This window comes from Pseudoduganella namucuonensis (genome assembly GCF_900116645.1).
GTDB lineage: Bacteria > Pseudomonadota > Gammaproteobacteria > Burkholderiales > Burkholderiaceae_D > Rugamonas > Rugamonas namucuonensis.
On record NZ_FPBO01000053.1, the window covers coordinates 19,785 to 40,887 of the forward strand.

The 21,103-nt window shown below is 64.1% G+C and carries 18 protein-coding genes, 1 tRNA gene and 1 pseudogene; 12 read left to right on the top strand and 8 right to left on the bottom strand.

Annotated elements, in window-relative coordinates:
• Positions 1-3 precede the first annotated feature (3 nt).
• From BM436_RS36665 to BM436_RS33140, 8 genes are all read left to right on the top strand, one after another.
• Positions 4-1,011, top strand: coding sequence for a hypothetical protein (locus tag BM436_RS36665; RefSeq protein ID WP_143133427.1), 1,008 nt, complete (start codon positions 4-6; stop codon positions 1,009-1,011).
• Between the two features lie 356 nt (positions 1,012-1,367).
• Positions 1,368-1,441 (top strand) — tRNA-Gly (locus tag BM436_RS33110).
• A 99-nt stretch (positions 1,442-1,540) separates the two neighbouring features.
• Positions 1,541-2,695 (top strand): helix-turn-helix domain-containing protein, encoded by a 1,155-nt coding sequence (locus tag BM436_RS33115; protein WP_093560906.1) that lies wholly within the window; start codon positions 1,541-1,543, stop codon positions 2,693-2,695.
• 151 nt (positions 2,696-2,846) lie between these two features.
• Entirely contained in the window at positions 2,847-4,418 is a 1,572-nt protein-coding gene (locus BM436_RS33120) for a GH39 family glycosyl hydrolase (protein WP_093560908.1), read from the top strand.
• A 28-nt stretch (positions 4,419-4,446) separates the two neighbouring features.
• On the top strand, positions 4,447-6,771 hold the full coding sequence (locus BM436_RS33125; RefSeq protein ID WP_093560910.1) for a glycoside hydrolase family 31 protein: 2,325 nt from the start codon (positions 4,447-4,449) through the stop codon (positions 6,769-6,771).
• Positions 6,772-7,165: 394 nt separating this feature from the next.
• Positions 7,166-7,429 (top strand): hypothetical protein, encoded by a 264-nt coding sequence (locus BM436_RS37595; protein ID WP_218164982.1) that lies wholly within the window; start codon positions 7,166-7,168, stop codon positions 7,427-7,429.
• 7 nt (positions 7,430-7,436) lie between these two features.
• Positions 7,437-7,742: a hypothetical protein gene (locus BM436_RS33135; RefSeq protein WP_143133428.1), complete on the top strand. Its 306-nt coding sequence runs from the start codon at positions 7,437-7,439 to the stop codon at positions 7,740-7,742.
• Entirely contained in the window at positions 7,717-7,959 is a 243-nt protein-coding gene (locus BM436_RS33140; protein WP_093560914.1) for a hypothetical protein, read from the top strand. The genes BM436_RS33135 and BM436_RS33140 overlap by 26 nt, the downstream gene beginning before the upstream one ends.
• Positions 7,960-7,970: 11 nt before the next feature.
• On the opposite strand, the gene BM436_RS33145 is transcribed toward BM436_RS33140, so the two are convergent.
• The 3 genes from BM436_RS33145 to BM436_RS33155 all read right to left on the bottom strand — a co-directional run bounded on the left by BM436_RS33145 (position 7,971) and on the right by BM436_RS33155 (position 10,975).
• The gene (locus tag BM436_RS33145) at positions 7,971-8,858 is read right to left on the bottom strand and encodes a substrate-binding periplasmic protein (RefSeq protein ID WP_177307719.1); all 888 of its coding nucleotides are present in this window, start codon (positions 8,856-8,858) and stop codon (positions 7,971-7,973) included.
• A 31-nt stretch (positions 8,859-8,889) separates the two neighbouring features.
• On the bottom strand, positions 8,890-10,368 hold the full coding sequence (locus tag BM436_RS33150; protein WP_093560918.1) for a DUF4214 domain-containing protein: 1,479 nt from the start codon (positions 10,366-10,368) through the stop codon (positions 8,890-8,892).
• 100 nt (positions 10,369-10,468) lie between these two features.
• Entirely contained in the window at positions 10,469-10,975 is a 507-nt protein-coding gene (locus BM436_RS33155; protein WP_143133429.1) for a hypothetical protein, read from the bottom strand.
• 162 nt (positions 10,976-11,137) lie between these two features.
• Between BM436_RS33155 and trmB the strand changes: the two genes are divergently transcribed.
• Positions 11,138-11,818 (top strand): tRNA (guanosine(46)-N7)-methyltransferase TrmB, encoded by a 681-nt coding sequence (gene trmB, locus BM436_RS33160; RefSeq protein ID WP_093560922.1) that lies wholly within the window; start codon positions 11,138-11,140, stop codon positions 11,816-11,818.
• On the opposite strand, the gene BM436_RS33165 is transcribed toward trmB, so the two are convergent.
• Together BM436_RS33165 and BM436_RS33170 are read right to left on the bottom strand one after the other, a co-directional pair.
• Positions 11,805-13,583, bottom strand: coding sequence for an amidohydrolase (locus BM436_RS33165; protein ID WP_093560924.1), 1,779 nt, complete (start codon positions 13,581-13,583; stop codon positions 11,805-11,807). The two genes, trmB and BM436_RS33165, sit on opposite strands and share 14 nt — an antisense overlap.
• 22 nt (positions 13,584-13,605) lie before the next feature.
• A complete protein-coding gene (locus tag BM436_RS33170; protein ID WP_093560926.1) occupies positions 13,606-14,502 on the bottom strand; it encodes a DMT family transporter in 897 nt (298 codons plus the stop codon).
• A gap of 262 nt (positions 14,503-14,764) precedes the next feature.
• On the opposite strand from BM436_RS33170, the gene BM436_RS33175 reads away from it, so the two are divergent.
• A complete protein-coding gene (locus BM436_RS33175) occupies positions 14,765-15,685 on the top strand; it encodes a helix-turn-helix domain-containing protein (protein WP_093560928.1) in 921 nt (306 codons plus the stop codon).
• Between the two features lie 3 nt (positions 15,686-15,688).
• On the opposite strand, the gene recQ is transcribed toward BM436_RS33175, so the two are convergent.
• Both recQ and BM436_RS33185 read right to left on the bottom strand, forming a co-directional pair.
• The gene (gene recQ / locus BM436_RS33180; protein WP_093560930.1) at positions 15,689-17,515 is read right to left on the bottom strand and encodes a DNA helicase RecQ; all 1,827 of its coding nucleotides are present in this window, start codon (positions 17,513-17,515) and stop codon (positions 15,689-15,691) included.
• A gap of 7 nt (positions 17,516-17,522) precedes the next feature.
• On the bottom strand, positions 17,523-18,356 hold the full coding sequence (locus BM436_RS33185; RefSeq protein ID WP_093560932.1) for an undecaprenyl-diphosphate phosphatase: 834 nt from the start codon (positions 18,354-18,356) through the stop codon (positions 17,523-17,525).
• 214 nt (positions 18,357-18,570) lie between these two features.
• Here BM436_RS33185 and BM436_RS33190 point away from each other — a divergent pair, with 214 nt between their 5' ends.
• Positions 18,571-19,551, top strand: a complete 981-nt coding sequence (locus BM436_RS33190; RefSeq protein WP_093560934.1) for an aldo/keto reductase — start codon at positions 18,571-18,573, stop codon at positions 19,549-19,551.
• A gap of 243 nt (positions 19,552-19,794) precedes the next feature.
• Here the strand turns inward: BM436_RS33190 and BM436_RS33195 are convergent, their stop codons facing one another.
• The gene (locus BM436_RS33195; protein WP_229490975.1) at positions 19,795-19,965 is read right to left on the bottom strand and encodes a Fe-S-cluster oxidoreductase; all 171 of its coding nucleotides are present in this window, start codon (positions 19,963-19,965) and stop codon (positions 19,795-19,797) included.
• Positions 19,966-20,659: 694 nt separating this feature from the next.
• On the opposite strand from BM436_RS33195, the pseudogene BM436_RS33205 reads away from it, so the two are divergent.
• A pseudogene (locus tag BM436_RS33205) lies at positions 20,660-21,103 on the top strand (transposase); the annotation flags it as partial.

Genomic DNA, 21,103 nt, shown 5'->3' on the forward strand with positions numbered 1-21,103 from the left:
TGTTTGATCGATGCTATTAGAATAATTCATCAAAGTATTGATGATGGAGTGGTATTGGCTGAGTGGCCAGATTTTTTGCCGCAGAAGTATAGGGGAAAAGTTAAGGCAAAATACGGACTTAAAGATAGATTTTTCACTTACAAAGAAAGCGTATCGAAGCTTTCTAGCGCGGAAAGGTTAGATGTTTTGCTAATGCTCAATGAGCAAAACTCAATCGATACGCTTCTTCCTGCTGTCACAAATTGCGGAAAAATTACTGATCTCCCGGTCAGCATTCAAGAACCGATAAAAAAGCTGTTTGAGTTCGCGTTTGGCCTGCTTACAGACTTTGGAATACGTGATCGTCAGTATAGGTTAATTCATAAAAAAATTGATAGTAAGGTCTGTCCATTTTGCGGTTTTGAGTACTTTAGTGCACCTACCAGTAAGCGCGAAGCACTTGATCACTATTTGGCCGAGAGTAAATATCCATTTGCCGCGGCGAACCTTAGAAACCTGGTCCCGATGGGGGGGAAGTGCAACTCGCAGTACAAACGTTCTGAAGATGTCATGTGGAGAGCGGATGGAACTCGTCGAATGGTTTTTGATCCCTATCTGGCTGGGCAGCAGATTTTATCGTTGGACAATAGCAAGATAAACAATACGTTAGTGGGCCCTTTAGTCGCTGAGTGGGTTATTGATTTTTCCGATCTGAGTGAAGAGGTATCTACTTGGGATGAGGTTTTCTCATTGCGAAAACGCTATAGGGACGACGTGTTGAATGAGGAAACTATAAAGCAGTGGATGGGGGAGTTTAGAAGCTGGTGTTTGCGAAGTAAGCAGGTCTTAACTGATCATCATTCGGTGGCATCAGCAATCGAAGCGTATGGTGGTTTTTTGGGCGACTGTGGCTTCAATGATCGGGCGTTTATTAAGGCGGCGGTTTTTCGATTTTTCCTCAATCGTTTTAGGACTGGATGTCAGCGAGTAAGAGGAGTAATGTGTGGATTGGCTGGAGTTCCCGCTAACTAATTGCTGATTGCTAATTTGAAGGCACGATGCCACAGGACTGGAAATTGCTCAAACTTGCCCAGAAAGACGTGGACGCGAGTGGAACAAGAAACACGGCAAGAACCCCTTCGGTTACAAGCTGCGCGGCAGCATGGACGCACGCTACAAGCTCGTACGCAAGCTTGCCCTCACGCATACCGCTGTGGCCTACGCCACGGTTGTCGACTAATTGCTCAATCTCGGCAGCTACTGCGCGATGTGTAGGTGGTGCTGTGCGGCCATCACACCTCGGTGAAATCGGCCATCCCATTTTCCATCACAGCAACCATACTGCAATGTTGTCAACAGCGTGCAATCCCGCGTAGAATGCGGGTGTCGCGGGTGTAGCTCAATGGTAGAGCAGAAGCTTCCCAAGCTTACGACGAGGGTTCGATCCCCTTCACCCGCTCCAGTCAAATCAAGTCAAGCACCTACGCTCTGAATGTGAGGCCAGCGATCGCAATGTACGCCACATGCGCGGCCCGCCGCCCCAGCGCTCCTCTGATTAAAAATGCAAGAATTTTATAAGAAGGCGCTGATCGCCTTCGTGTCCCTCGCCGGCGTGAGCCTTCTTGTCGGCTACTGGTGCGTCAGCCTCAGCCATTTGCGTCTTCCCCTGTTGCCCGCGCAAGACAGTTCCATGCCTTGGCGCGGGGAGGGAAGTTCGGACGCGCTCGATGGCGGCGGAAACTCGGCGATTCAAATCGTGGACGCCACGTCGCGGCTGCGATTCCGGTTCATCCTCACCAAGACCGCCGTCCATCCGTACGCCACCGCCGCCCTGGTGTTCCAGGATAAAAACGGCAAACCGGTGCTGGTCGATTTATCCCGCTACACCTCCATTTCGCTCAATGCCAAATGCGCCCCGGCCAATACGCTGATGCTGGGTATTCCCACTTTCGATCCCAATGTCACCAAGCCGGATAAACTGGTCAGTTTCCGCACGCCGTCGGCCTTTTTCTCTTGCGACGAGGATGGCGCGCACACCGAACTCGATTTGACGCGCCTGGAAACGGCGCAATGGTGGTTCGACATGTTCAAGCTCAATCTGTCGCGGCAGGCATATAAACTCGATAAAGTGCCGAGGATCGCCTTCAGCAGCACATTCCAGAGCCCATCGTTTGTGGATTCGACGGTGGAGTTAAGCGAGATCACGCTGAAAGGCCGTGAATTCTCCTATCTCTATTCGCTCGCCATGTTCCTGATAATCTCGTGGGGCGCTTATTGCCTGTGGTTTTTCCGGCGCCACGCGCTGGCCCTGATCTCGGACGTGAAGGACAAATTGCAGCGGGATTTGCCGCTGGTCGCCTACCAGCAGCTGTCGCTGGAGCCGCACCGGGACAAGGAGAAGGCCGCCATCCTGCGTTTCATCGCCACCAGCTACGCCAAGCCGGACCTGGACCTGGACGCGGTGATGACCGAGACCGGCGCGAACCGCAACAAGATCAACGACATCCTGAAGGCGGAGCTGGGCTTCACCTTCAGCGCGTATCTGAACAAGCTGCGCCTGACCGAGGCCGCCCGCCTGCTCGCGGAAACGAACACGGCCAGCGTGGCGGAGATCGCCTACTCGGTCGGCTACGCGAACGTCTCCTACTTCAACAAGCTGTTCAAGGAGGAATACGGGTGCACGCCCAAGGCCTTCCGCACGCTGAGCGGCAAGTAGCGGAGACCCCGGCGCGCTAACACTTGCGTCCCGAATTCTTCAACTATTCGCATTTCTGTAGAAGTTTCAGTGCAAACGTTACCTCCAGGCAGGCCCGCCCCGGTAGTGTGGACGGCTGTTCGGCTTTGTTCCAACCAATAGAGAGAGACAAATGAGTGTTAATAAAATAGCCATGCTCGCGCTGAGCGCCTTGCTGACCCTGCCGCTGCACGGCTGGGGGCAGGAGCGCGTTGTCGACGTCGACGTCAAGCGGGTCCAGGGCAAGCTCCCCCAAACTTTCAACCTGGCCGTCGGCGCCGGTCGCGCGAACGAGGGCCTGCGCGCGGATTGGCAGCAGCAGCTGGCCGAGATCAAGCGCGACGCGGGCTTCAAGTACATCCGCATGCACGGGCTGCTCACCGACGACATGGCAGTCTATGGCGGCACGGACGCCCAGGGCAACGAACGCTACAACTTCCAGTACATCGACTCGCTGTTCGACTATCTGCTCAGCATCGGCGTCAAACCCTTCGTCGAACTCGGCTTCATGCCGCAGGCGCTGGCCAGCGGCAGCAAGACCATCTTCTGGTGGCGCGGCAACGTCACCCCGCCGCACAGCTACGACAAGTGGGGCAAGCTGGTAAAGGCCCTGACCGAACACTGGACCGAGCGCTATGGCAGCAAGGAAGTGGCCAGCTGGTACTTCGAGGTGTGGAACGAGCCCAATCTGGACGGCTTCTGGGCCGGCACGCAGGATGAGTACTTCAAGCTGTACGCCTACGCCGCGCGCGCCGTCAAAAGCGTGAACCCGAGCTACAAGGTCGGCGGCCCCGCCACGGCCGGCGCGGCCTGGATTCCCGAAATGATCGCCTATTGCGCCAAGAACGCGGTGCCGCTGGATTTCGTCAGCACCCACACCTACGGCGTGGGCGAGGGTTATCTCGACGAATTCGGCACGAAAGGCACGGTGCTGAACAAGGATGAGCAAGCGGTCAGCGGCGACGTGCTCAAGAATCGCAAGGAAATCGCGGAGTCGGCCATGCCGAATCTGGAGCTGCACTATACCGAATGGAGTTCCTCCTATACCCCGGCCGATCCGACCCACGACAGTTATCACCAGGCGGCCTATATTCTGCAAAAGCTGAAACAGGTCGGCACCGCCGCGCAATCGATGTCCTATTGGGTGTTCACCGACATATTCGAAGAGCCGGGTCCGCGTTTCGAGGCGTTTCACGGTGGTTTCGGTTTGATGAACACGCAGGGTATTAAAAAGCCGGGTTATTTCGCCTATCAATTCATGAACCAGCTGGCGGCCAATGAATTGGAAAACAAGGATAAGCATTCGTTCGCCACCACCGATGGCAAGGGCAATGTCCAGATGGTCCTGTGGGATTACACCCATACCCTTCCGGAAGGCATCAACAACCAGCAATTCTTCATCAAGGATTTGCCGCCGAAAAACAAGGGCGAGGTCGCGGTCAATATGCGCGGGTTGAAACCGGGCCGCTACACGCTGGATATTTCCCAGGTCGGCTATAAGCGCAACGACGCCTACACCGCCTTTATCGGCATGGGTTCGCCGAAACAGCTGAGCAAACCGCAGGTGACCGCCCTGAAGGCGGAAGCGACCGGCAAGCCCCAGGAACAGCGCAAAGTCAGCGTCGGCGCGGACGGGCGGCTCAGCATGAAACTGCCGCTGCGCGAAAACGACGTGTATCTGCTCAAGCTGAACGCCTCGAAATAACAACCTGACCGATAAAAAAAGGATATAGATGAGACTCACTCCGATGCGCGCCATTATCGGCGCGCTGGTGGCTACCACCGCGCCGGCCGGCTTCGCGGCCCCCCTCACCACGCTGGACCGCAACGGCGCCTTCGTATCCATCGAGGCCTATGGCCCGAACATCGTGCACGTCACCATCGCGGTGGACAAGGCGGAGGTCCTGAAGGGCCCCGGCTACGGCATCCTGGCCGGGAACGCGGACAACAGCGCCTTCCGCCACAGCGGCGGCAAGGACGGCGACGTCTTCACCTCCTCGGCCATGACGCTGCGCGTCAACCCGCCCTCCGTTCCGCGCGTGCCCAGCCAGGGCGAAAAATACTTTGCCCCGTCGCTGGCCAGCGTCGGCCTGCAGGTGAAGAACGCCAAGGGCGAGGAAGTGCTCAACATGGGCGGCTGGGAGATGTCGCCGCAGACGGTCAACGGCGAGAAGACCTTCCAGGTCGGCGCCTCCTTCTCCGCGCCGGCGGACGAGCACTACTACGGCATGGGCCAGAACCAGGAATCGATGTCGTCGCTGGACCTGCGCGGCCGCGTGATCGACTGCAAACACTGGTACGACGCGCCCGCCGGCGAGACCGTGTGCGTGCCGTTCATGGTCTCGTCCAAGGGCTACGGCATCGTGTGGGACAACCCGTCGGCCACGCGCTTCATCGCCGCCGTCAACGGCCGCACCGGCTTCCAGTCCAACGTGGGCGAGCGCGTCAGCTTCTTCGTCATCACCGGCAACAACCCGCAGGAACTGTATTCCGGCTACGCCCGCGTGACGGGCAAGACGCCCATCCCGCCCAAGGCCGCCTTCGGCCTGATCCAGTCCAAGGCGCGCTATGAGAGCCAGCAGGAAGTGATGCGCGTGGCGAACACCTATCGCCAGAAGAAGTACCCGCTCGACATCATGGTGGTTGACTGGTTCTACTGGACCCGCATGGGCCAGATGGACATCGACCCGGCGCAATTCCCCGATCCGGAAGGCATGAACAAGCAGCTGCACGACATGGGCATGCAGAGCATCATCTCGATCTGGCCGCGCTTCGAAACGTCGGGCCGCTACTTCAACGAACTCGACTCCAAGGGCTACCTGCTCAAGGACAAGGACGGCAAGACCGTGGACGGCCTGCCGTTCCGCTCCGACCGCACCGGCGGCCTGATCGACGCCACCAACCCGGCGGCCCGCAAGTGGTTCTGGGAAAAGGCGCGCGACAACATCCTGTCCAAGGGCTTCGACTATCCGTGGCTGGACGAGACCGAACCGGACCTGGTGCCGGACGGCTTCCACTACTCCATCGGCACGGGCGACCGCTACCGCAACCTGTTCCCGCTGGTGCACGTCGAAGGCATGGCCGAGAACATGCGCGCGTGGAAGCCGAACAAGCGCGTGATGATCCTGTCGCGCGCCGCCTACCTCGGTTCGCAGCGCACCGGCGCGCTGTTCTGGTCGTCGGACATCCACCCCACCTGGGAAGCGCTGGCGCGCCAGATCCCGACCGGCCTGAACATGACCGCCTCCGGCATCGCCTACTGGGGCAACGACATCGGCGGCTGGCAGAACCTGCCGTCCACCACGACGGCCACCAAGCCGCCGCTGCTGGACCCGTCGGACGCGCGCGGCGTGGTGGGCAACAACCACGACTACCCGGAACTGTTCACGCGCTGGTTCCAGTACGGCACCTTCACGCCGACCTTGCGCCTGCACGGCGACCGCAAGGAAAGCGAGATCTGGTCCTTCGGCAAGCAGGCGGAGGCGGTGATGGCGCGCTACAACACGCTGCGCTACCAGCTGATTCCGTATATCTATAGCCAGGCCAAGATCACCTACGACACCGGCGCGCCGTTCATGCGGCCATTGTGGATGGACTTCCCGGGCGACCCGAACGTGGCCGACATCGGCACCCAGTACATGTTCGGCCCGGCCTTCCTGGTGGCGCCGATCACGCAGCAGGGCCAGACCGAGAAGGACGTCTACCTGCCGGCCGGCGCGGACTGGTACAACTACTGGACCAACGAGAAGCTGGCCGGCGGGCGCTGGGTCAAGGTGGCCGCGCCGATCGACCGGATTCCGCTGTTCGTCAAGGCCGGTTCCATCCTGCCGATCGGCGCCGACATCCAGTCGACCGCGACGCAGCAGGCGATCGCCGAGATCAAGGTCTATCCGGGCAAGGACGTCGACTTCACGCTGTACGACGACGATGGCCGGACCTACGACTACGAGAAGGGCAAGGCCACCATCACCAAGCTGCGCTGGAACGACGCCACAGGCAGCCTGACGGCGGGCGACGGCCGCAAGGTGCCGGGGCCGGTCAAGGTGGTGGGCCGATAAAGGGGGCGGAGCACTCCGGCGCGCGCGGCCGGAGTGCTGTCCACCCGCTGAACTCTTCGTCCAACGCCGCGCATCGGGCGCGGCTGGCGACGCCTTGTTCGTCACTTCTTTGGGCCCAAATCAACGGCGGCATCTGGTCGCCAAGCTATTCTTGAACCTCCACGAACAGACGCACCCATTCGCGACTACGGAGGTTCAACATGACTACAGCTAGCCTCGCATCCCAAACCAACCATGCACGACGGCAGAGCAATAAGGAGCTGAGCGGCGCTAAATGGGGAAATCGCTTTTCAGGCAGCAATGACACTAGAGATCTACGCGGAACTTTTCGGCAGGCCGTGGACGACTTCATCTACGCGATGAGGAACGCCGGTCAATCAATGCGGCCAAGGATATGGTCGAAGTCATGTCGCTGCGCAGGCTTCGTACCAAGCCCGCGCTGCGTTCCCAGCACAATGTAGGTTTGGCAATCGATATGACACTTTCCTGGAGTGGCACGGTGAGCGTGATGGATGCGAAAGGCAAACTGGTTCAGATCAAAACGGCTCCGCGCACCGGCATGAATCGGCAGCTCATTGAAATTGGCGCCACCTATGGGGTGAAAAAGTACGCTGGCAACGGCAGGGATGAGCCCCACTGGTCGAACGATGGACGGTAGGCAAATTATGACGATCAGAACAGCGGTTTTTGTCGCCTGTTTGGTGGCTTCCGGCGCGGTGCTCGCCAAAGAGAAAATTCCTAAGGATGTCCAACTCTTCATCAAAACCGCAGACGCCTGTGACCACTTCGCTGGTGAGTTCGATGGCGGCTTGGATGAGAAGCGACAACAGGAGATTGAGCGGGGCGTCGTTAAGCACTGTCAGCTTGCGCAGAGACAGCTCAAGCAGCTTACGGCGAAATACAAGCACGACGCCAAAATGGCCGAGATCATTCGAATGCACGCAAATGATTCGGTCATCAGCTTTAGATAACGACAGGCGCGAGCTCAAGCGCGGCGCCCTGGTCTCGACGTATGAACAGCAAACGATCCGGTTCGACCGGGACATCGCCGAGCTGGCGCCGCTCTACACGGGACCGAGGCTGGCGCCGAACACCGGCGCGCTCACGTACCAGCGGGTGCGGTCGGCGTCGCCGGACATCGACGAGAACCTGGGCGCGGAAGAGAAGAAGAAAACGCCGCCGCGGTAGCAATCCCGGCCTTAGCGGCTCTGGAACGCCGGCGTGGCGGCGGCGTAGCTCTGGGGCAGCAAGGGATTGTCGAGGACGAAATACCTGCCGGGACCGCTCTTCACTTCCTGCAATTCCTTCTGGAAGTGGCGCGCCAGCAACTCGTCCAGCGTGCCGTCCCTTTTCGCCATGGCCAGGCCGGCCTCCAGGCGTTCGGCCAGCCTGGGTTCGTGGTCGCTCACGTAGAACACGGTGGGCAGGGGGTAGTAGAGCATCAGCTCCGGCACCACCGCCAGCCCCGGGTGCTGGGCCAGCGCCGACTCCACCTCGATCACGCTCATCGGCAGGTAATGGAAGCGCTGGTTCGCCAGCATGTCGAACAGATTGTTCAGGTTGCCGCTGTCCTCCACCTTGTAGCCGTTGTGGCGCAGCACGTCCACGTCCACCCAGCCGCGCGCCATGCCGGCCTTCAATTGCTTCAGCTGCGCCGAGCTGGTGATCTGGCTGAAACGGGGCAGGTCCTCCCTGCGCACGATCAGACGGCGGCAGCCCAGCAGGCCGTGCAGCATGGGGATGTCGATCAGGAAATTGCGGTCCAGCGGGCCGATGCCGCGCTGGTCGCGCCACGGGCCCGCCAGCACGTTCATGCGCTTGCCGGAATTGACCTCGCGCCGCGCGCGGAAGGTGCTGAGGTTGTCCAGCACGCGCACCACCCAGTACGGCCCGTAGGCCGGCTCGGTCTTCCTCAGCGCCAGTTCCAGCACCGCCACCTGGTAGTCATCGCGCCTGGGCGTCTTGCCCCAGTCCCAATAGCGGTACACCATGGCGCCGGACCACGCCGGGGCGTGCGCGGCGGCGAGGGCGCAGGCGGCCATGGAGAGCAGTGTCGCCCTGCGGCGGAAGTTGAATATTGGAAACATGGAATCGCAATATACCATTGTTTTTTCGCGCTCAGCCATAGGGCGTGTAGGCGAAGCCGTTGCCGATCACGGCGGCCATGGCGTGCTGGTTTTCCGGGCTTTCGCTGAACATGGCGAGCATGTCGGCGGCCGTGACCAGCTTGCGGTTCAGCACGTCGAGCCAGTATTCATAGCCGGCCTGGTCCGGTTCGCGGTGCAGCGCGTTGCGGTAGAAACTGTTGACCAGTTCGGAATTGCTGAGCCGTACGCCGTACAGCTCCTGGAACTCGGCCGAGGCGGCGAAGTGGCGCGCCACCTCCCGCTGGGCGAGGCCGTTGTCCATCATCTTGATCCAGTAGCCCAGGCCGGCGCTGTCGGGCGCGCGGTCGAAGGCGGCCTGGTACAGGCGGTAGGCCTGGCCGCCGCTGCCGTCGATGTCGAGCGCGATGCTGGCGTCGTCCAGCGTCAGGCGCTCCACGCCGGCCAGCGTATCGGCGCCGCCGCCGGCGAGCGAGGTCAGCATGTAGCCGCCGCCGGCGCGCGCCGCGATGGCGTAGGCGCCGCGCCCGCCGGCGGCGATGACCGTGTCGAGGCCGGCGCCGCCGTCGACGGCGTGGTTGTGGTTGCCGAGGACGACGGTGTCGTCGCCGTTGCCCGCGTACACGGAGAGCTGGATGCCGCCGCCGGTCAGCGTCACCTTGTCGTCGCCCTCGCCGGACATGACCACCCACGGCGTGGCCAGGGTGGCGGGCAGGGTGACACTGATGTCGTCATTGCCTGAAAAGTGGGCGGCGTTGGACAGCACGCGTTCGTCGAACACGGTGTCCCCCGTGACGGCCAGCGCGCCGCGCACGTCGATCGCGCTGCCGTCCGCGTAGCGCTGCGCGAAGGTGGCCAGCGTGCCGCCGACGGTGGTGCCGGCGGTGTTCTGGCCGATGGCGACGGCGTCGCCGGAGACCTGGAAGCCGCCGGTGATGCCGCTGGAGACGAGGAACTTGTCGGCGCGGGCTTCCAGCGCGCCGACCGCGCCGCTGAAGCGCTGGCCGTCCGAGACGAGCGCGCCGCGCACGGTGGCGGTGGTGTTGCCGAGGATGTTGTCGTACTGCGCGCCGCCCGCCGGCGCCATCGTCTGCAGCGTGATCGCCGCGACCTGGCCGCCCTGGTTGCTCATCGCCACGCCGTTCGCCGGGGTGGTGGTGTAGCCGAACTTGAGCTGGCCCTCGTACAGCAGGCGGTAGCCGTTGGGGACCGTGTCCTCCAGCGTGGCCGCCGTGTAGCTGCCGCTGGCCGCGCCGGGCGTGTCCAGCGCCAGGCCGGTGAAGGTCTGGCGCGCGCCGTCGGCATAGGTCAGCGTGCCGGTGGGCGGCGTCAGCGCGATGCTGTCGTAATAGTAATGATCGGCGGCGAAGCGGTAGCCGGCCTTGATGAACTGGTCGAACCAGCTGGCCAGCGTGTCGGCGCCGTATTGCGCGCGGTGGGCGGCGAGATTGTCCAGCGCCGCCTGGCTCAAATTGATCGCAACGGTGGTCATGGCCTCGCTCCTCGTCGGTACCTTCCAGGCTCCGATTATAAGAGCGGCATCCGGGGACGAGCCACACCGCTGGCGGCGCGCGCCGGCCCGGCGCGTGGCCTCAGCGCGCCGGCTCGATGTCCAGCCACACCGCGTAGGCCAGCCGCTTGCCGTTCCACAGGCCGCCGCCCCGGATGGCGGCGTCGCAGGACACGGGCTGGCCCGCTATCTCCTGGCGCGTCTGCTGCTCGCGGAAGTACTGCGCGTCCCTGGGGCCCAGGTAGCCCACCATCCGGCCCGCCACGAACACGGCCACCGGCTTGTCTTCATAGGGATTGGCGGCATCGACCGCCAGCACCGCCGGCAGGCGCGTGTCCGCGCCCTGGTCGCCGTGCTCGCCGGCCAGTTCCCGCACCGTGGCGTGGAAGCGCGATTCGGCCAGCACCTCGGTCTGCAGGCGGCCCTCGTCCGACCAGTGCCTGGCGGGCGCGCCCGGCGCGGCGGGCTCGTAGGCCTTGGCCGGCGCCGGCGCGGGTGGCGCCGCGGGCGCGCGGAAACCGCTTTTCAGCAGCAGGTACATGGCGGCCAGGGAGGCCGCCATGAGGGCGATCAGGAGTGCGTCTATCATTTTTGGCAAGGTGCGGATGCGGTGAAAGCCGTATTATCGCAGGCAGCACCCGCCGGGAAGGCAAAGCGCTTCACGTATAATGGCGGATCGTCCTTTGAATTTTGCTGATCCCCCATGTCTTCTGATACGCCTAAAGATTCCCAAACCAACCCGGCACGGGCCATGCTGTACGACCCGACCGAGCACCGCATCCGCAGTTTCGTCACGCGCGCCGGCCGCCTGTCCACCGCGCAGGCGCGCGCGCTGGAGGAACTGGGTCCGAAATTCCTGATCGAATATGAAAAAGCGCCGCTGGATTACGAGCGCGCCTTCGGCCGCAAGGCGCCGGTGGTGCTGGAAATCGGCTTCGGCATGGGCGACACCACCTCGCACATCGCGCGCGGCATGCCGGAGAAGGACTTCATCGGCGTGGAGGTGCACACGCCCGGCGTCGGCAGCCTGCTCAAGCAGATCGGCGAACAGGAACTGGGCAACCTGCGCCTGATCCAGCACGACGCGGTCGAAGTGTTGAACAACATGATCCCGGACGGCTCGCTGGCCGGCGTGCACGTGTTCTTCCCGGACCCGTGGCACAAGGCCCGCCACAACAAGCGCCGTTTGATCCAGGGTCCGTTCGTGGAACTGCTGGTCAAGAAGCTGGCGGTGGGCGGCTACCTGCACTGCGCCACCGACTGGCAGGAATACGCCGAGCAGATGCTGGAGGTGCTGGGCGCCGAGGCCGGCCTGCGAAACACCGCCGAGGGCTACGCGCCGCAGCCGGCCTACCGTCCGCTGACCAAGTTTGAAAACCGCGGCCTGAAGCTGGGCCACGGCGTGTGGGACCTGGTGTTCACCAAGAAGTAAAGTAGACGATCTTCCCGCCCACCATCGTCTGCAGCACCTGGACGTTGGCGATGTCCTCGGCCGGCACCTCCATCGGGTTCCGGTCCAGGACGATCAGGTCGGCCAGCTTGCCGGTCTCGATCGATCCCACTTCCTTCTCCATCCGCAGCGTGTAGGCCGCGTTCATCGTGATCGCGCGCAGCGCCGCCTGCCGCGTCAGGCCCGGCTGGGAGCCCAGCCGGCCGGCGTACTCCGCGCCCGCGTCCGGCGCCGCCGTGCGCGTCACGCCCACCTTCAAGGCGAACCAGGGATCGAGCGGATCGACCGGCCAGTCGCTGCCGAAGGCGATGCGCGCGCCGGCCTCCCGCAGCAGCGCCTGCGGCTCCACCAGCGCGTAGCGTTCCTCCCCCATGTAGTCCTTCAGCGCGCCCACCGTGTCCGGCGCCGGCTTGGCCCATTGCAGCGACAGCACCGGCGTCGCGTCCAGTTGCGCGAAGCGGGGGAAGTCGGCCGGATGCACGATCTCATCGTGCGCCAACGCCGGGCGCATGGCCTTGCCGCGGGGCGTGGCGCGCAAGGCCTGTAGCGCGTCCAGCGTGTCGCGCACGGCGCGGTCGCCATCGGTGTGGATGTGGGCGTCGATGTCGGCCCTGGCCAGCGCGGACAGGGTCGCCAGCAGCAGCTTCGGCGAGAAATAGCTGGGCGGTCCCTGGTTCGCGCCCGGCGCCCAGCGCGGCCGCTCCGCCGTGCCCTGGTTCTCGTGATAGGGCGCCAGCATCGCGCCGGTGAAGGCGGGCGCCGAGATCACGCCGTCCATGAACAGCTTGGCGTGGCGCACCTGCATCGAGGGCGCGACGCGGATGGCGCCCTGGTCGAAGCGGCGGGCCAGTTTCACCACCTCCGCCACGCCAGCGGTGGGCGCCTTCGCGTTGTGGTCCACCAGCACCGCGAAATGCGCGCGCGCCGTCAGCTTGCCCTCGCGCTGCAGCTGGCGGAAGGCGGTCAGCGTTTCCGGATCGGTGTAGGCGTCGAGGAAGGAGGTGATGCCGCGCTTGCGCATCGCCTCCAGCGCGGCGTTTGAGGCGGACAGGTTTTGCGCCGGCGTGAGCGCCGGCAGCAGGTTCATCGCCATGTCCTGCGCGGAATCCTCCAGCAGGCCGGTGGCGTCGCCATGGGCGTCGCGCGCGATCTTGCCGGCGGCCGGGTCGGGCGTGCCGCGCTTCACGCCCGCCAGCCGCAGGCCCTCGGTGTTGAGCAGCACCGAGTGGCCGAAGGAGGAGCGCACGACGATGGGGCGCCTGGTCGGCAGGCTGTCCAGCAGCGCGCGCGTGGTCTCCACGCCGGCCGGCAGCATGCCTTGCTGGAACCAGTTCACGACGATCAGCCAGCGCCTGGGGTCCGGGTTCTTGTCCTTCTCCAGGCAGGCCTGGATGCGCCGCTGGAATTGCGGCACCGTGAGGGACGCGTAATCGAGGCTGCAGTTCAGCAGGCGCGCGCCGCCGGATTGCGGGTGCATATGGCCGTCGACCAGCCCCGGCATCAGCATACGGCCCTGCAGGTCGATCACGCGCGTTCCCGGGCCGGTGTGGGCCAGCGCGCCCTCGTTGTCGCCCACATAGGCGATGCGGCCGGCGCTGACGGCCACCGCCTGTTGCACGCTGTCCCGCGCGTCCACCGTGTAGACGTAGCCGTTGCGGTAGACCGTGTCCGCCGGCGGCGCGGCGAAGGCGGGCGCGGACAGCAGGGCCAGCAGGAGGGCGCGCACGCGGCGGGTGGAAAGGGTCATGCGCAAACTCCTGGTGATGGTTTCATTTCGCGCCGGCCAGCGCCGGTTGTTGCAAAGGCCTCATGAAGGCCAGCAGGTTGCCCGCCAGGACCAGCGCCAGGCCGCAGACGGCGGTGGCGGTCCAGTGATAGCCCTCGAAGAAGGTGGACATCGTCAGCGCCACGATGGGGAATAATACTGTGGAATAGGCCGCGCGGTCAGGGCCGATGCGACCCACCAGCAGCAGGTAGGCGGTGAAGGCGACCACCGAGCCCGGAATGGCCAGGTACAGCAGCGACGCCGCGTAGCGCGTGGTGGGCTCGAATGAGAAGGGCATGCCCAGCGCCAGCGCGCCGGCGGTGAGGATGGCGGCGCCGATCAGCATCGCCCAGCTGTTGGTCAGCCAAGGCGCCAGGCCGAGCGACTGCATGCGGCTGGACAGCAGGTTGCCGGTGGAGAAGCACAGCGTGCCGAGGAGGGCGAGGCCGAGGCCGGCCAGCATGCCGCTGTCGTTCCAGTGCCCCCGCATCTGGGGCAGGAACAGCATGGCGATGCCGGCCAGGCCCAGCAGCGCGCCGCCCAGCACTTGGCGGCGGATCTCGCGGCCCAGGAATAGGCGGCCGTTCAGCGCGTTCCAGATCGGCGCGGTGGAAAAGACCACCGCCACCAGGCCGCTGGGCACCCACTGGCTGGCATAGTAAAAGCACAGGAAATTACAGCAGAACAGCGCCACCCCCTGCGCCACCAGATAGCGCCACGCCTGGCGCGGCGGCCAGATCGGCTTGCGGGTCGCCAGCAGGAACAGGAACAGCACGGCCGCCGCGATCCAGAAGCGATAGGCGATGGAAACGGGCGCCGCCACCACGCCCAGCTGGAATTTGATGGCGATCCAGGTCGTCCCCCAGATCAATACGGTGAGCAGATAAAGAAAAGCGTTCATGGCGGCGTGGCCCGGCGAGGTGGGAAAGTCCCCAGCATCCCCCTCCGCGTCCCATCGCGCTTGTCTCCCCTTGCGCAAACCAAGTTGTCAAACTCACATCGGTGTCAGGCGCGACATTCGGACATGCGGACGGGGACGCCGAGTCAAATGTCCGAATGTCGCGCCTGACACCGATGTAATTTTGGCAAGGCTGGTTGTCTGGGATTGCGCATTTCGGTGGACCGGGGCGCGGGCGGGGCGGGGGCGTGCTAGACTTTTTGCCATGGACTTTACTCCCCCTTCCACGCTCGACGCGGCTCCGCCCCCTGGGACGGAGGCGATATCCCACGCGGTTTTCCAGACCATGTCGGGCACGGACGCGACGCTGGAGCGCTTCGCCTGGCTGGGCGACGGCCTGGCGGTGGCGATCTGGAACCGGGAAACGGACGAGTCGATCACTTCCTATACCCAGCCGGGACACCATACGCTGTCCTGCTACCTGGGCGGCGGCTATCGCACCGAACGGGGCGGGGCGCCGGGACGGTACGGCGCGCCGGGCCGCCTGTGCTCGCTGCCGGACTGGCACGAGTCCGAGTGGGTGGTGCGGGACCGTCTGCGCCTGCTGCACGTGTATTTCATGCCCGAGCATTTCACCCGCCGCGCCGTGGTGGAGTTGGACCGCGAACCGCGCGAGTTGACCCTGGCGGACCGCACCTATTTCGAGAGCCCGCGCCTTGTGAGCCTGTGCGAGGAACTGGTGCGCACGCCCTGGCAGGGGCCGGACGCGCTGCTGCGCGTGAACGAGATCACGCACACGGCCCTGAGCGAGCTGCTGCGCTCGCAGTCGATGACCGATCCGGGCGCGCGCCCGCGCGGGGGGCTGGCGCCGGTGGTGCGGCGCCGTCTGGCGGACTATGTCGAGGCGCACCTGGCGCGGCCCATCACCCTGGGCGACCTGGCGCGGCTGGCCTGCATGTCGGAGTTCCACCTGGCGCGCATGTTCCGCGTGTCGTTCGGGATGCCGCCGTCGGCGTGGGTGGCGCAGCGCCGCCTGGACCGGGCGCGCTCGCTGCTCGTCTCCACCGACCTGCCCTTGCAGCAGGTGGCCGATGCCTGCGGCTACGCGGACTTGAGCCACTTCAGCCATCGCTTCCGCGCCGCCACCGGCGCGCCGCCGGGACGCTACCGGCAAGCCTTGGCGTAACGCTTAAAGCATCTCCGCGATCAGCGCGACGATCTCCTCGCCGTAGGAGGCGAGCTTCTTCTCGCCCACGCCGCTGATGCCGCGCAGGTCGTCCAGCGACGCGGGCTGCGCCTTGGCGATCTCGCGCAGCGTGGCGTCGACGAAAATCACGTAGGCCGGCACGCTGTGCGCGCGCGCCGTCTCCACCCGCCACCAGCGCAGCTTGTCGAAGATGGCCTGCTCCTTGCCGGACAGCTCCGTCTCCGCGTAGCCCTTGGCGGCGGCCGACGTCGAGCGCTTGGGCTTGACCGGCTTCTGGTACTGCCGCAGCTGCACCTTTTGCCCGCCCTTGAGCACGGGCCGCGCCGCGTCCGTCAGTTTCAGCGAGCTGTAATTCTCGTGGTCCACCGTCACCAGGCCCAGCGCGATCACCTGGCGCAGGATGGCGCGCCACTCCTGCTCGCTGCGGTCGGCGCCGATGCCGAACACGGACAGCGAATCGTGGTGCCAGGTCTTGATGCGGTCCGTCTCCACCCCGCGCAGCACTTCGATCACGTGGCCGGCGGCGAAGCGCTGGTCGACGCGGTAGACGGCCGACAGCAGCTTTTGCACCGGCACCGTGCCGTCGAAGGAGATCGGCGGGATCAAACAGGTGTCGCAGTTGCCGCAGGGGATGGCGGCCTCGCCGAAGTAGTCCAGCAGGCGCACCCGCCGGCAACTGAGCGTTTCGCACAGGCCCAGCATGGCGTCCAGCTTGGCGCCCAGCACGCGCTTGAAGTTCTCGTCGGCCTCGGACTCGTCGATCATGCGCCGCTGCAGCACCACGTCCTGCAGGCCGTAGGCCATCCAGGCGCTGGCGGGCATGCCGTCGCGGCCGGCGCGGCCGGTCTCCTGGTAGTAGCCCTCTATGCTTTTCGGCAGGTCCAGGTGGCAGACGAAGCGCACGTCCGGCTTGTCGATGCCCATGCCGAAGGCGATGGTGGCGACCATGACGATGTTTTCCTCGCGCAGGAACTTGGCCTGGTTGGCGGCGCGCTTGGCGTGCTCCATGCCGGCGTGGTAGGCCATGGCGCGGATGCCGTTCTCGGACAGGAACTCGGCGGTCTCCTCCACCTTCTTGCGCGACAGGCAATACACGATGCCGGAGTCGCCCGCGTGCTCGGTGGTGATGTAGTCCAGCAGCTGCTTGCGGCCGTTGGCCTTTTCGACGATCTGGTAGCGGATGTTGGGGCGGTCGAAGGAGGACACGAACTGCATCGCGTCGTCCAGCTGCAGGCGGTGCGCGATCTCGGCGCGGGTCTGGTGGTCGGCCGTCGCCGTCAGCGCGATGCGCGGCACTTCCGGGAAGTGTTCGTGCAGCACCGACAGCTTGATGTACTCGGGCCGGAAGTCGTGGCCCCATTGCGACACGCAGTGCGCCTCGTCGATGGCGAACAGGGCGATTTTCGAATCCCGCAGCAGGTCCAGGCAGCGCTGCGTCATCAGGCGCTCGGGCGCCACGTAGACCAGGTCGATCTGGCCGGTGCGCACCAGGCGCTCGATGCGGTTGGCCTCCTCGTAGGTCTGGGTGGAGTTCAGGAAGGCGGCGCGCACGCCGACCTCGGCCAGCGCGTCGACCTGGTCCTGCATCAGCGCGATCAGGGGCGAGATCACCACGCCCACGCCGTCGCGCACCAGCGCCGGGATCTGGTAGCACAGCGACTTGCCGCCGCCGGTCGGCATCAGGACCAGCGCGTCGCCGCCGTTGCTGACGTGTTCTACGATTTCCGCCTGCTGGCCCCGGAAGGCCGGGTAGCCGAATACGGTCTGGAGCAGGTGGAGGGCGCGTTCGCTGGTGTCCTGATTGGTCATGTCTTCTTTAGGCGGCCCAGTTGACTAGGCCGAAATGGGCGCTGGCGATAACCACCAGTCCGAATATGATGCGATACCACGCAAAAATGGTGAAGTCGTGCGAACTGATGTAACGCAAAAGCCAGCGCACGCACAGGAAGGCCGACACGAAGGCGGCCAGCAGGCCCAGTCCGAAGACGGGCAAGTCGGCCGCCGACAGCAGCGCGCGTTCCTTGTACAGCGAGTATACCGTGGCGGACAGCAGCAGGGGAATGGCGAGGAAGAAGGAAAATTCCGTGGCCGCCTTGCGCGACAGGCCGAACATCATGCCGCCGATGATGGTGGCGCCCGAGCGGCTGGTCCCGGGGATCAGCGCGAACGCCTGGGCGCAGCCGACCTTGAGCGCGTCCAGGTAGCTCATGTCGTCCACGGTTTCCACGCGCACCGCGTGCGGATTGGCCTTGGCGCGCTTTTCCACCCACAGGATGACGAAGCCGCCGACGATGAAGGCCAGCGCCACCGGCATCGGGTGGAACAGCGAGGCCTTGATGGCCTTGCTGAAAATGAAACCCAGGATGGCGGCCGGCAGGAAACCGATGATCAGGTTGACGATGAATTTCTGCGCCTTGGGGTCCGAGAACATGCCCGACAGCACGGTGGCGATGCGCGCGCGGTATTCCCACATGACGGCCAGGATGGCGCCGGTCTGGATCACGATCTCGAACACCTTGACCTTTTCGCCGACGAAATTGAGCAGGCTGCCGGCCAGGATCAGGTGGCCGGTGGAGGAAATCGGCAGGAATTCGGTGAAGCCTTCGACCAGGCCCATGATGATGGCCTGTAGCGCGAGTGTGATGTCCATGAGGTGTGCTTGCTTGCGTTGTTGAGTTGGAGGGAAATTCGGCGTCGAAGCTTACCACGAGCCGATGGGTTCCTCTTGAACCGTGCGCGGCTTCGGCGTGATCGCGTTCGCAACCGGCCGTTGTTGGTGTTATCACCACAAACCACTATCTGGACCGGGGGAGCCGGGGTATATTGTGCTGCCCTATGCAAATGGAAAAATAGGAGTTATCGCAATGAAATACGTGAACCTGGGCCGCACCGGCCTGAAAGTGTCGCGCCTGGCGCTGGGCTGCATGAGCTACGGCGTGCCCGAGCGCGGCGGCCATCCGTGGACGCTGGACGAGGAGCGCAGCCGTCCCGTGATCCGCCACGCGCTGGAGTCCGGCATCAACTTCTTCGACACCTCCAATTCCTATTCCGACGGCACCAGCGAGGAGATCACCGGCCGCGCGCTGCGCGATTTCGCGCGCCGCGAGGAGGTGGTGATCGCCACCAAGGCGTATTTCCCGCAGGGCAAGGGCCCGAACCAGCGCGGCCTGTCGCGCAAGGCGCTGATGGCCGAGATCGACAACAGCCTGCGCCGCCTGGGCACCGACTACGTCGACCTGTACCAGATCCACCGCTGGGATTACGACACGCCGATCGAGGAGACGCTGGAGGCGCTGCACGACATCGTCAAGGCCGGCAAGGCGCGCTACATCGGCGCCTCGTCCATGTACGCGTGGCAGTTCGCCAAGGCGCTGTACACGGCCGACCTGAACGGCTGGACCCGCTTCACCAGCATGCAGAACCAGCTGAACCTGATCAACCGCGAGGAGGAGCGCGAGATGCTGCCGCTGTGCGCGGCCGAGGGCGTCGGCGTGATCCCGTGGAGCCCGCTGGCGCGCGGGCGCCTGACGCGCGACTGGGACGTGGCCAGCAAGCGCTCCGACACCGACCAGATCGCCAAGGAGATGTACACGGCGACCGAGGCGGCCGACCGCGTGGTGGCCGAGCGCGTCAAGCGGGTGGCCGAGGCGCGCGGCATTCCGCGGGCGCAGGTCGCGCTGGCGTGGGTGCTGCACAACCCGGTGGTGACGGCCCCGCTGATCGGCGCGACGAAAAACACCCACATCGACGACGCGGTCGCCGCCCTCAAGGTGAAGCTGACCCCGGACGAGGTCGCCCTGCTGGAATCGGCCTACATCCCGCACGCGGTGGCGGGGTTCAACTAAGGAGGGAATATTATGGCGACCGAGAGCCCATCGCCTGCGGAGCGGCACTCCTGCGCGACTGTCGCGGCTGAGCAGTTTCTGGCCGATGCCAAAGCCGCCCGCGAAACGACGCTGGCGAGCGGATTGGGTTACGCGGCGAATGAAGTTCATGCCTACGTTCGCGACAGGATCGCAGGCAGGAGGACTAGTGAGCCCAAGCCATTTAAATGGCGCGGCTGAGCTACTGAGGCGCTGCCGCGGCGCCTAGCCCGGCGCCGTCACCCGCTCCAGCTCGTCGAGCCAGCGGATGGCGTGCTCGCGGCTGTCGCCGCACATTTCCCCGGACGGTTGCAGGCCGCCGCAGAACGCGGGCCGTTCCGGCTTGCCGAAGACGCGGCAGCGGTTGCCGTCCGCCAGCTGGACGCAGCGGTACACCGGTCGGCACTCCGAAGAAATTTCGTCGCTTGCGATGGTGGCTACTCTGGCTGCGTGGATTCTCTGCTGACGGAGGCCCAGAAGGAACAAGTTCGAAAATCCGCGCCGCGGAGAAACTTCGCTAGCTGTGATGGCGAATACTCAGGCTGTGACCAAGCTCTGCTAACGGACGTCCTTTAGTTGACAACCGGCTTGCCGTTGAGTGTTCATCACCTAAAGGGATTATCTGTTCTCGGCACGAATACGTGGTTTCTTGTTCGACGCATGTACTGCACTTAACCTGTCTTTTGCCTCGGCATACTGATGCTCCGTTAGCAATTCGGCGCCGGCAGGAAGGAACCAGCCGATGACGCAAGCATTGTCACGAAGCGAAATCTGGATATGCGTATTGGCGTGGAATCCGGAGGTAGGTGCGACCGCCTCTCCTTGGTGAAAAGCCGCCCGTACGGCCTGAAACGATGGAAGGGGCGGGTCTTGCGACTCCCGTGCTTTATGAAGCCAAGTAAACACGGCATTGTCTAATGCTCGGTAAATGACGTCGGTGTCGGTATCGCTTGCTGGCCTGTTCTCGGGGACAGGTTTCCCCGCCGCGTTCAAGCCATCAGCGAACGCTTGGTATGCCAGTGAGATAGCCCCCTGATTCACCGGACACGGCCTATGCGTTATTCTTACGGATAGAAATAGGACTGTGCATATGACTAGGAACAAGCAAACGATCGAAGTGGTAACCGTGAGCCAGGAACGCCGCCGGCGCTGGTCTGCCGAGGAAAAAGCTGCGCTGGTGCGCGAGACATACGAACCAGGCATGAGCGTATCGCTGGTCGCACGCAAGCACGGCGTCGGCGCGAGCCAGCTGTTCAACTGGCGCAAGCTTGAGCGCGAAGGCGCGCTGACGGCCGTGACTGCTGGAGAATCGGTGGTGCCGGCAAGCGAACTGGCGGCCGCCCGCGCGCAGATCGCGCAGCTGCAACGGATGCTTGGCAAAAAGACGATGGAAGCGGAGATCCTGAAGGAGGCAGTCGAGTTCGCTCGAGAAAAAAAGTGGATTGCGCGCTCGCCCTTGTTGGACAAGGACGGCCAGTGAAGGCGGTCTGCTCGGCGCTGGGCGTGGCGCGCTCGAACGTGTGCGTGATGGCGG

Bases quoted from the DNA above. Each gene is read 5' to 3' on its own strand.
- BM436_RS33190 (WP_093560934.1), top strand. From the start codon at position 18,571: ATGAAATACGTGAACCTGGGCCGCACCGGCCTGAAAGTGTCGCGCCTG.
- recQ (WP_093560930.1), bottom strand. From the start codon at position 17,515: ATGACCAATCAGGACACCAGCGAACGCGCCCTCCACCTGCTCCAGACC.
- BM436_RS33115 (WP_093560906.1), top strand. From the start codon at position 1,541: ATGCAAGAATTTTATAAGAAGGCGCTGATCGCCTTCGTGTCCCTCGCC.
- BM436_RS33155 (WP_143133429.1), bottom strand. From the start codon at position 10,975: ATGATAGACGCACTCCTGATCGCCCTCATGGCGGCCTCCCTGGCCGCC.
- trmB (WP_093560922.1), top strand. From the start codon at position 11,138: ATGCTGTACGACCCGACCGAGCACCGCATCCGCAGTTTCGTCACGCGC.
- BM436_RS37595 (WP_218164982.1), top strand. From the start codon at position 7,166: ATGGTCGAAGTCATGTCGCTGCGCAGGCTTCGTACCAAGCCCGCGCTG.
- BM436_RS33185 (WP_093560932.1), bottom strand. From the start codon at position 18,356: ATGGACATCACACTCGCGCTACAGGCCATCATCATGGGCCTGGTCGAA.
- BM436_RS33140 (WP_093560914.1), top strand. From the start codon at position 7,717: ATGATTCGGTCATCAGCTTTAGATAACGACAGGCGCGAGCTCAAGCGC.
- BM436_RS33120 (WP_093560908.1), top strand. From the start codon at position 2,847: ATGAGTGTTAATAAAATAGCCATGCTCGCGCTGAGCGCCTTGCTGACC.
- BM436_RS33170 (WP_093560926.1), bottom strand. From the start codon at position 14,502: ATGAACGCTTTTCTTTATCTGCTCACCGTATTGATCTGGGGGACGACC.
- BM436_RS33175 (WP_093560928.1), top strand. From the start codon at position 14,765: ATGGACTTTACTCCCCCTTCCACGCTCGACGCGGCTCCGCCCCCTGGG.
- BM436_RS33125 (WP_093560910.1), top strand. From the start codon at position 4,447: ATGAGACTCACTCCGATGCGCGCCATTATCGGCGCGCTGGTGGCTACC.
- BM436_RS33145 (WP_177307719.1), bottom strand. From the start codon at position 8,858: ATGTTTCCAATATTCAACTTCCGCCGCAGGGCGACACTGCTCTCCATG.
- BM436_RS33165 (WP_093560924.1), bottom strand. From the start codon at position 13,583: ATGACCCTTTCCACCCGCCGCGTGCGCGCCCTCCTGCTGGCCCTGCTG.
- BM436_RS33150 (WP_093560918.1), bottom strand. From the start codon at position 10,368: ATGACCACCGTTGCGATCAATTTGAGCCAGGCGGCGCTGGACAATCTC.
- BM436_RS33135 (WP_143133428.1), top strand. From the start codon at position 7,437: ATGACGATCAGAACAGCGGTTTTTGTCGCCTGTTTGGTGGCTTCCGGC.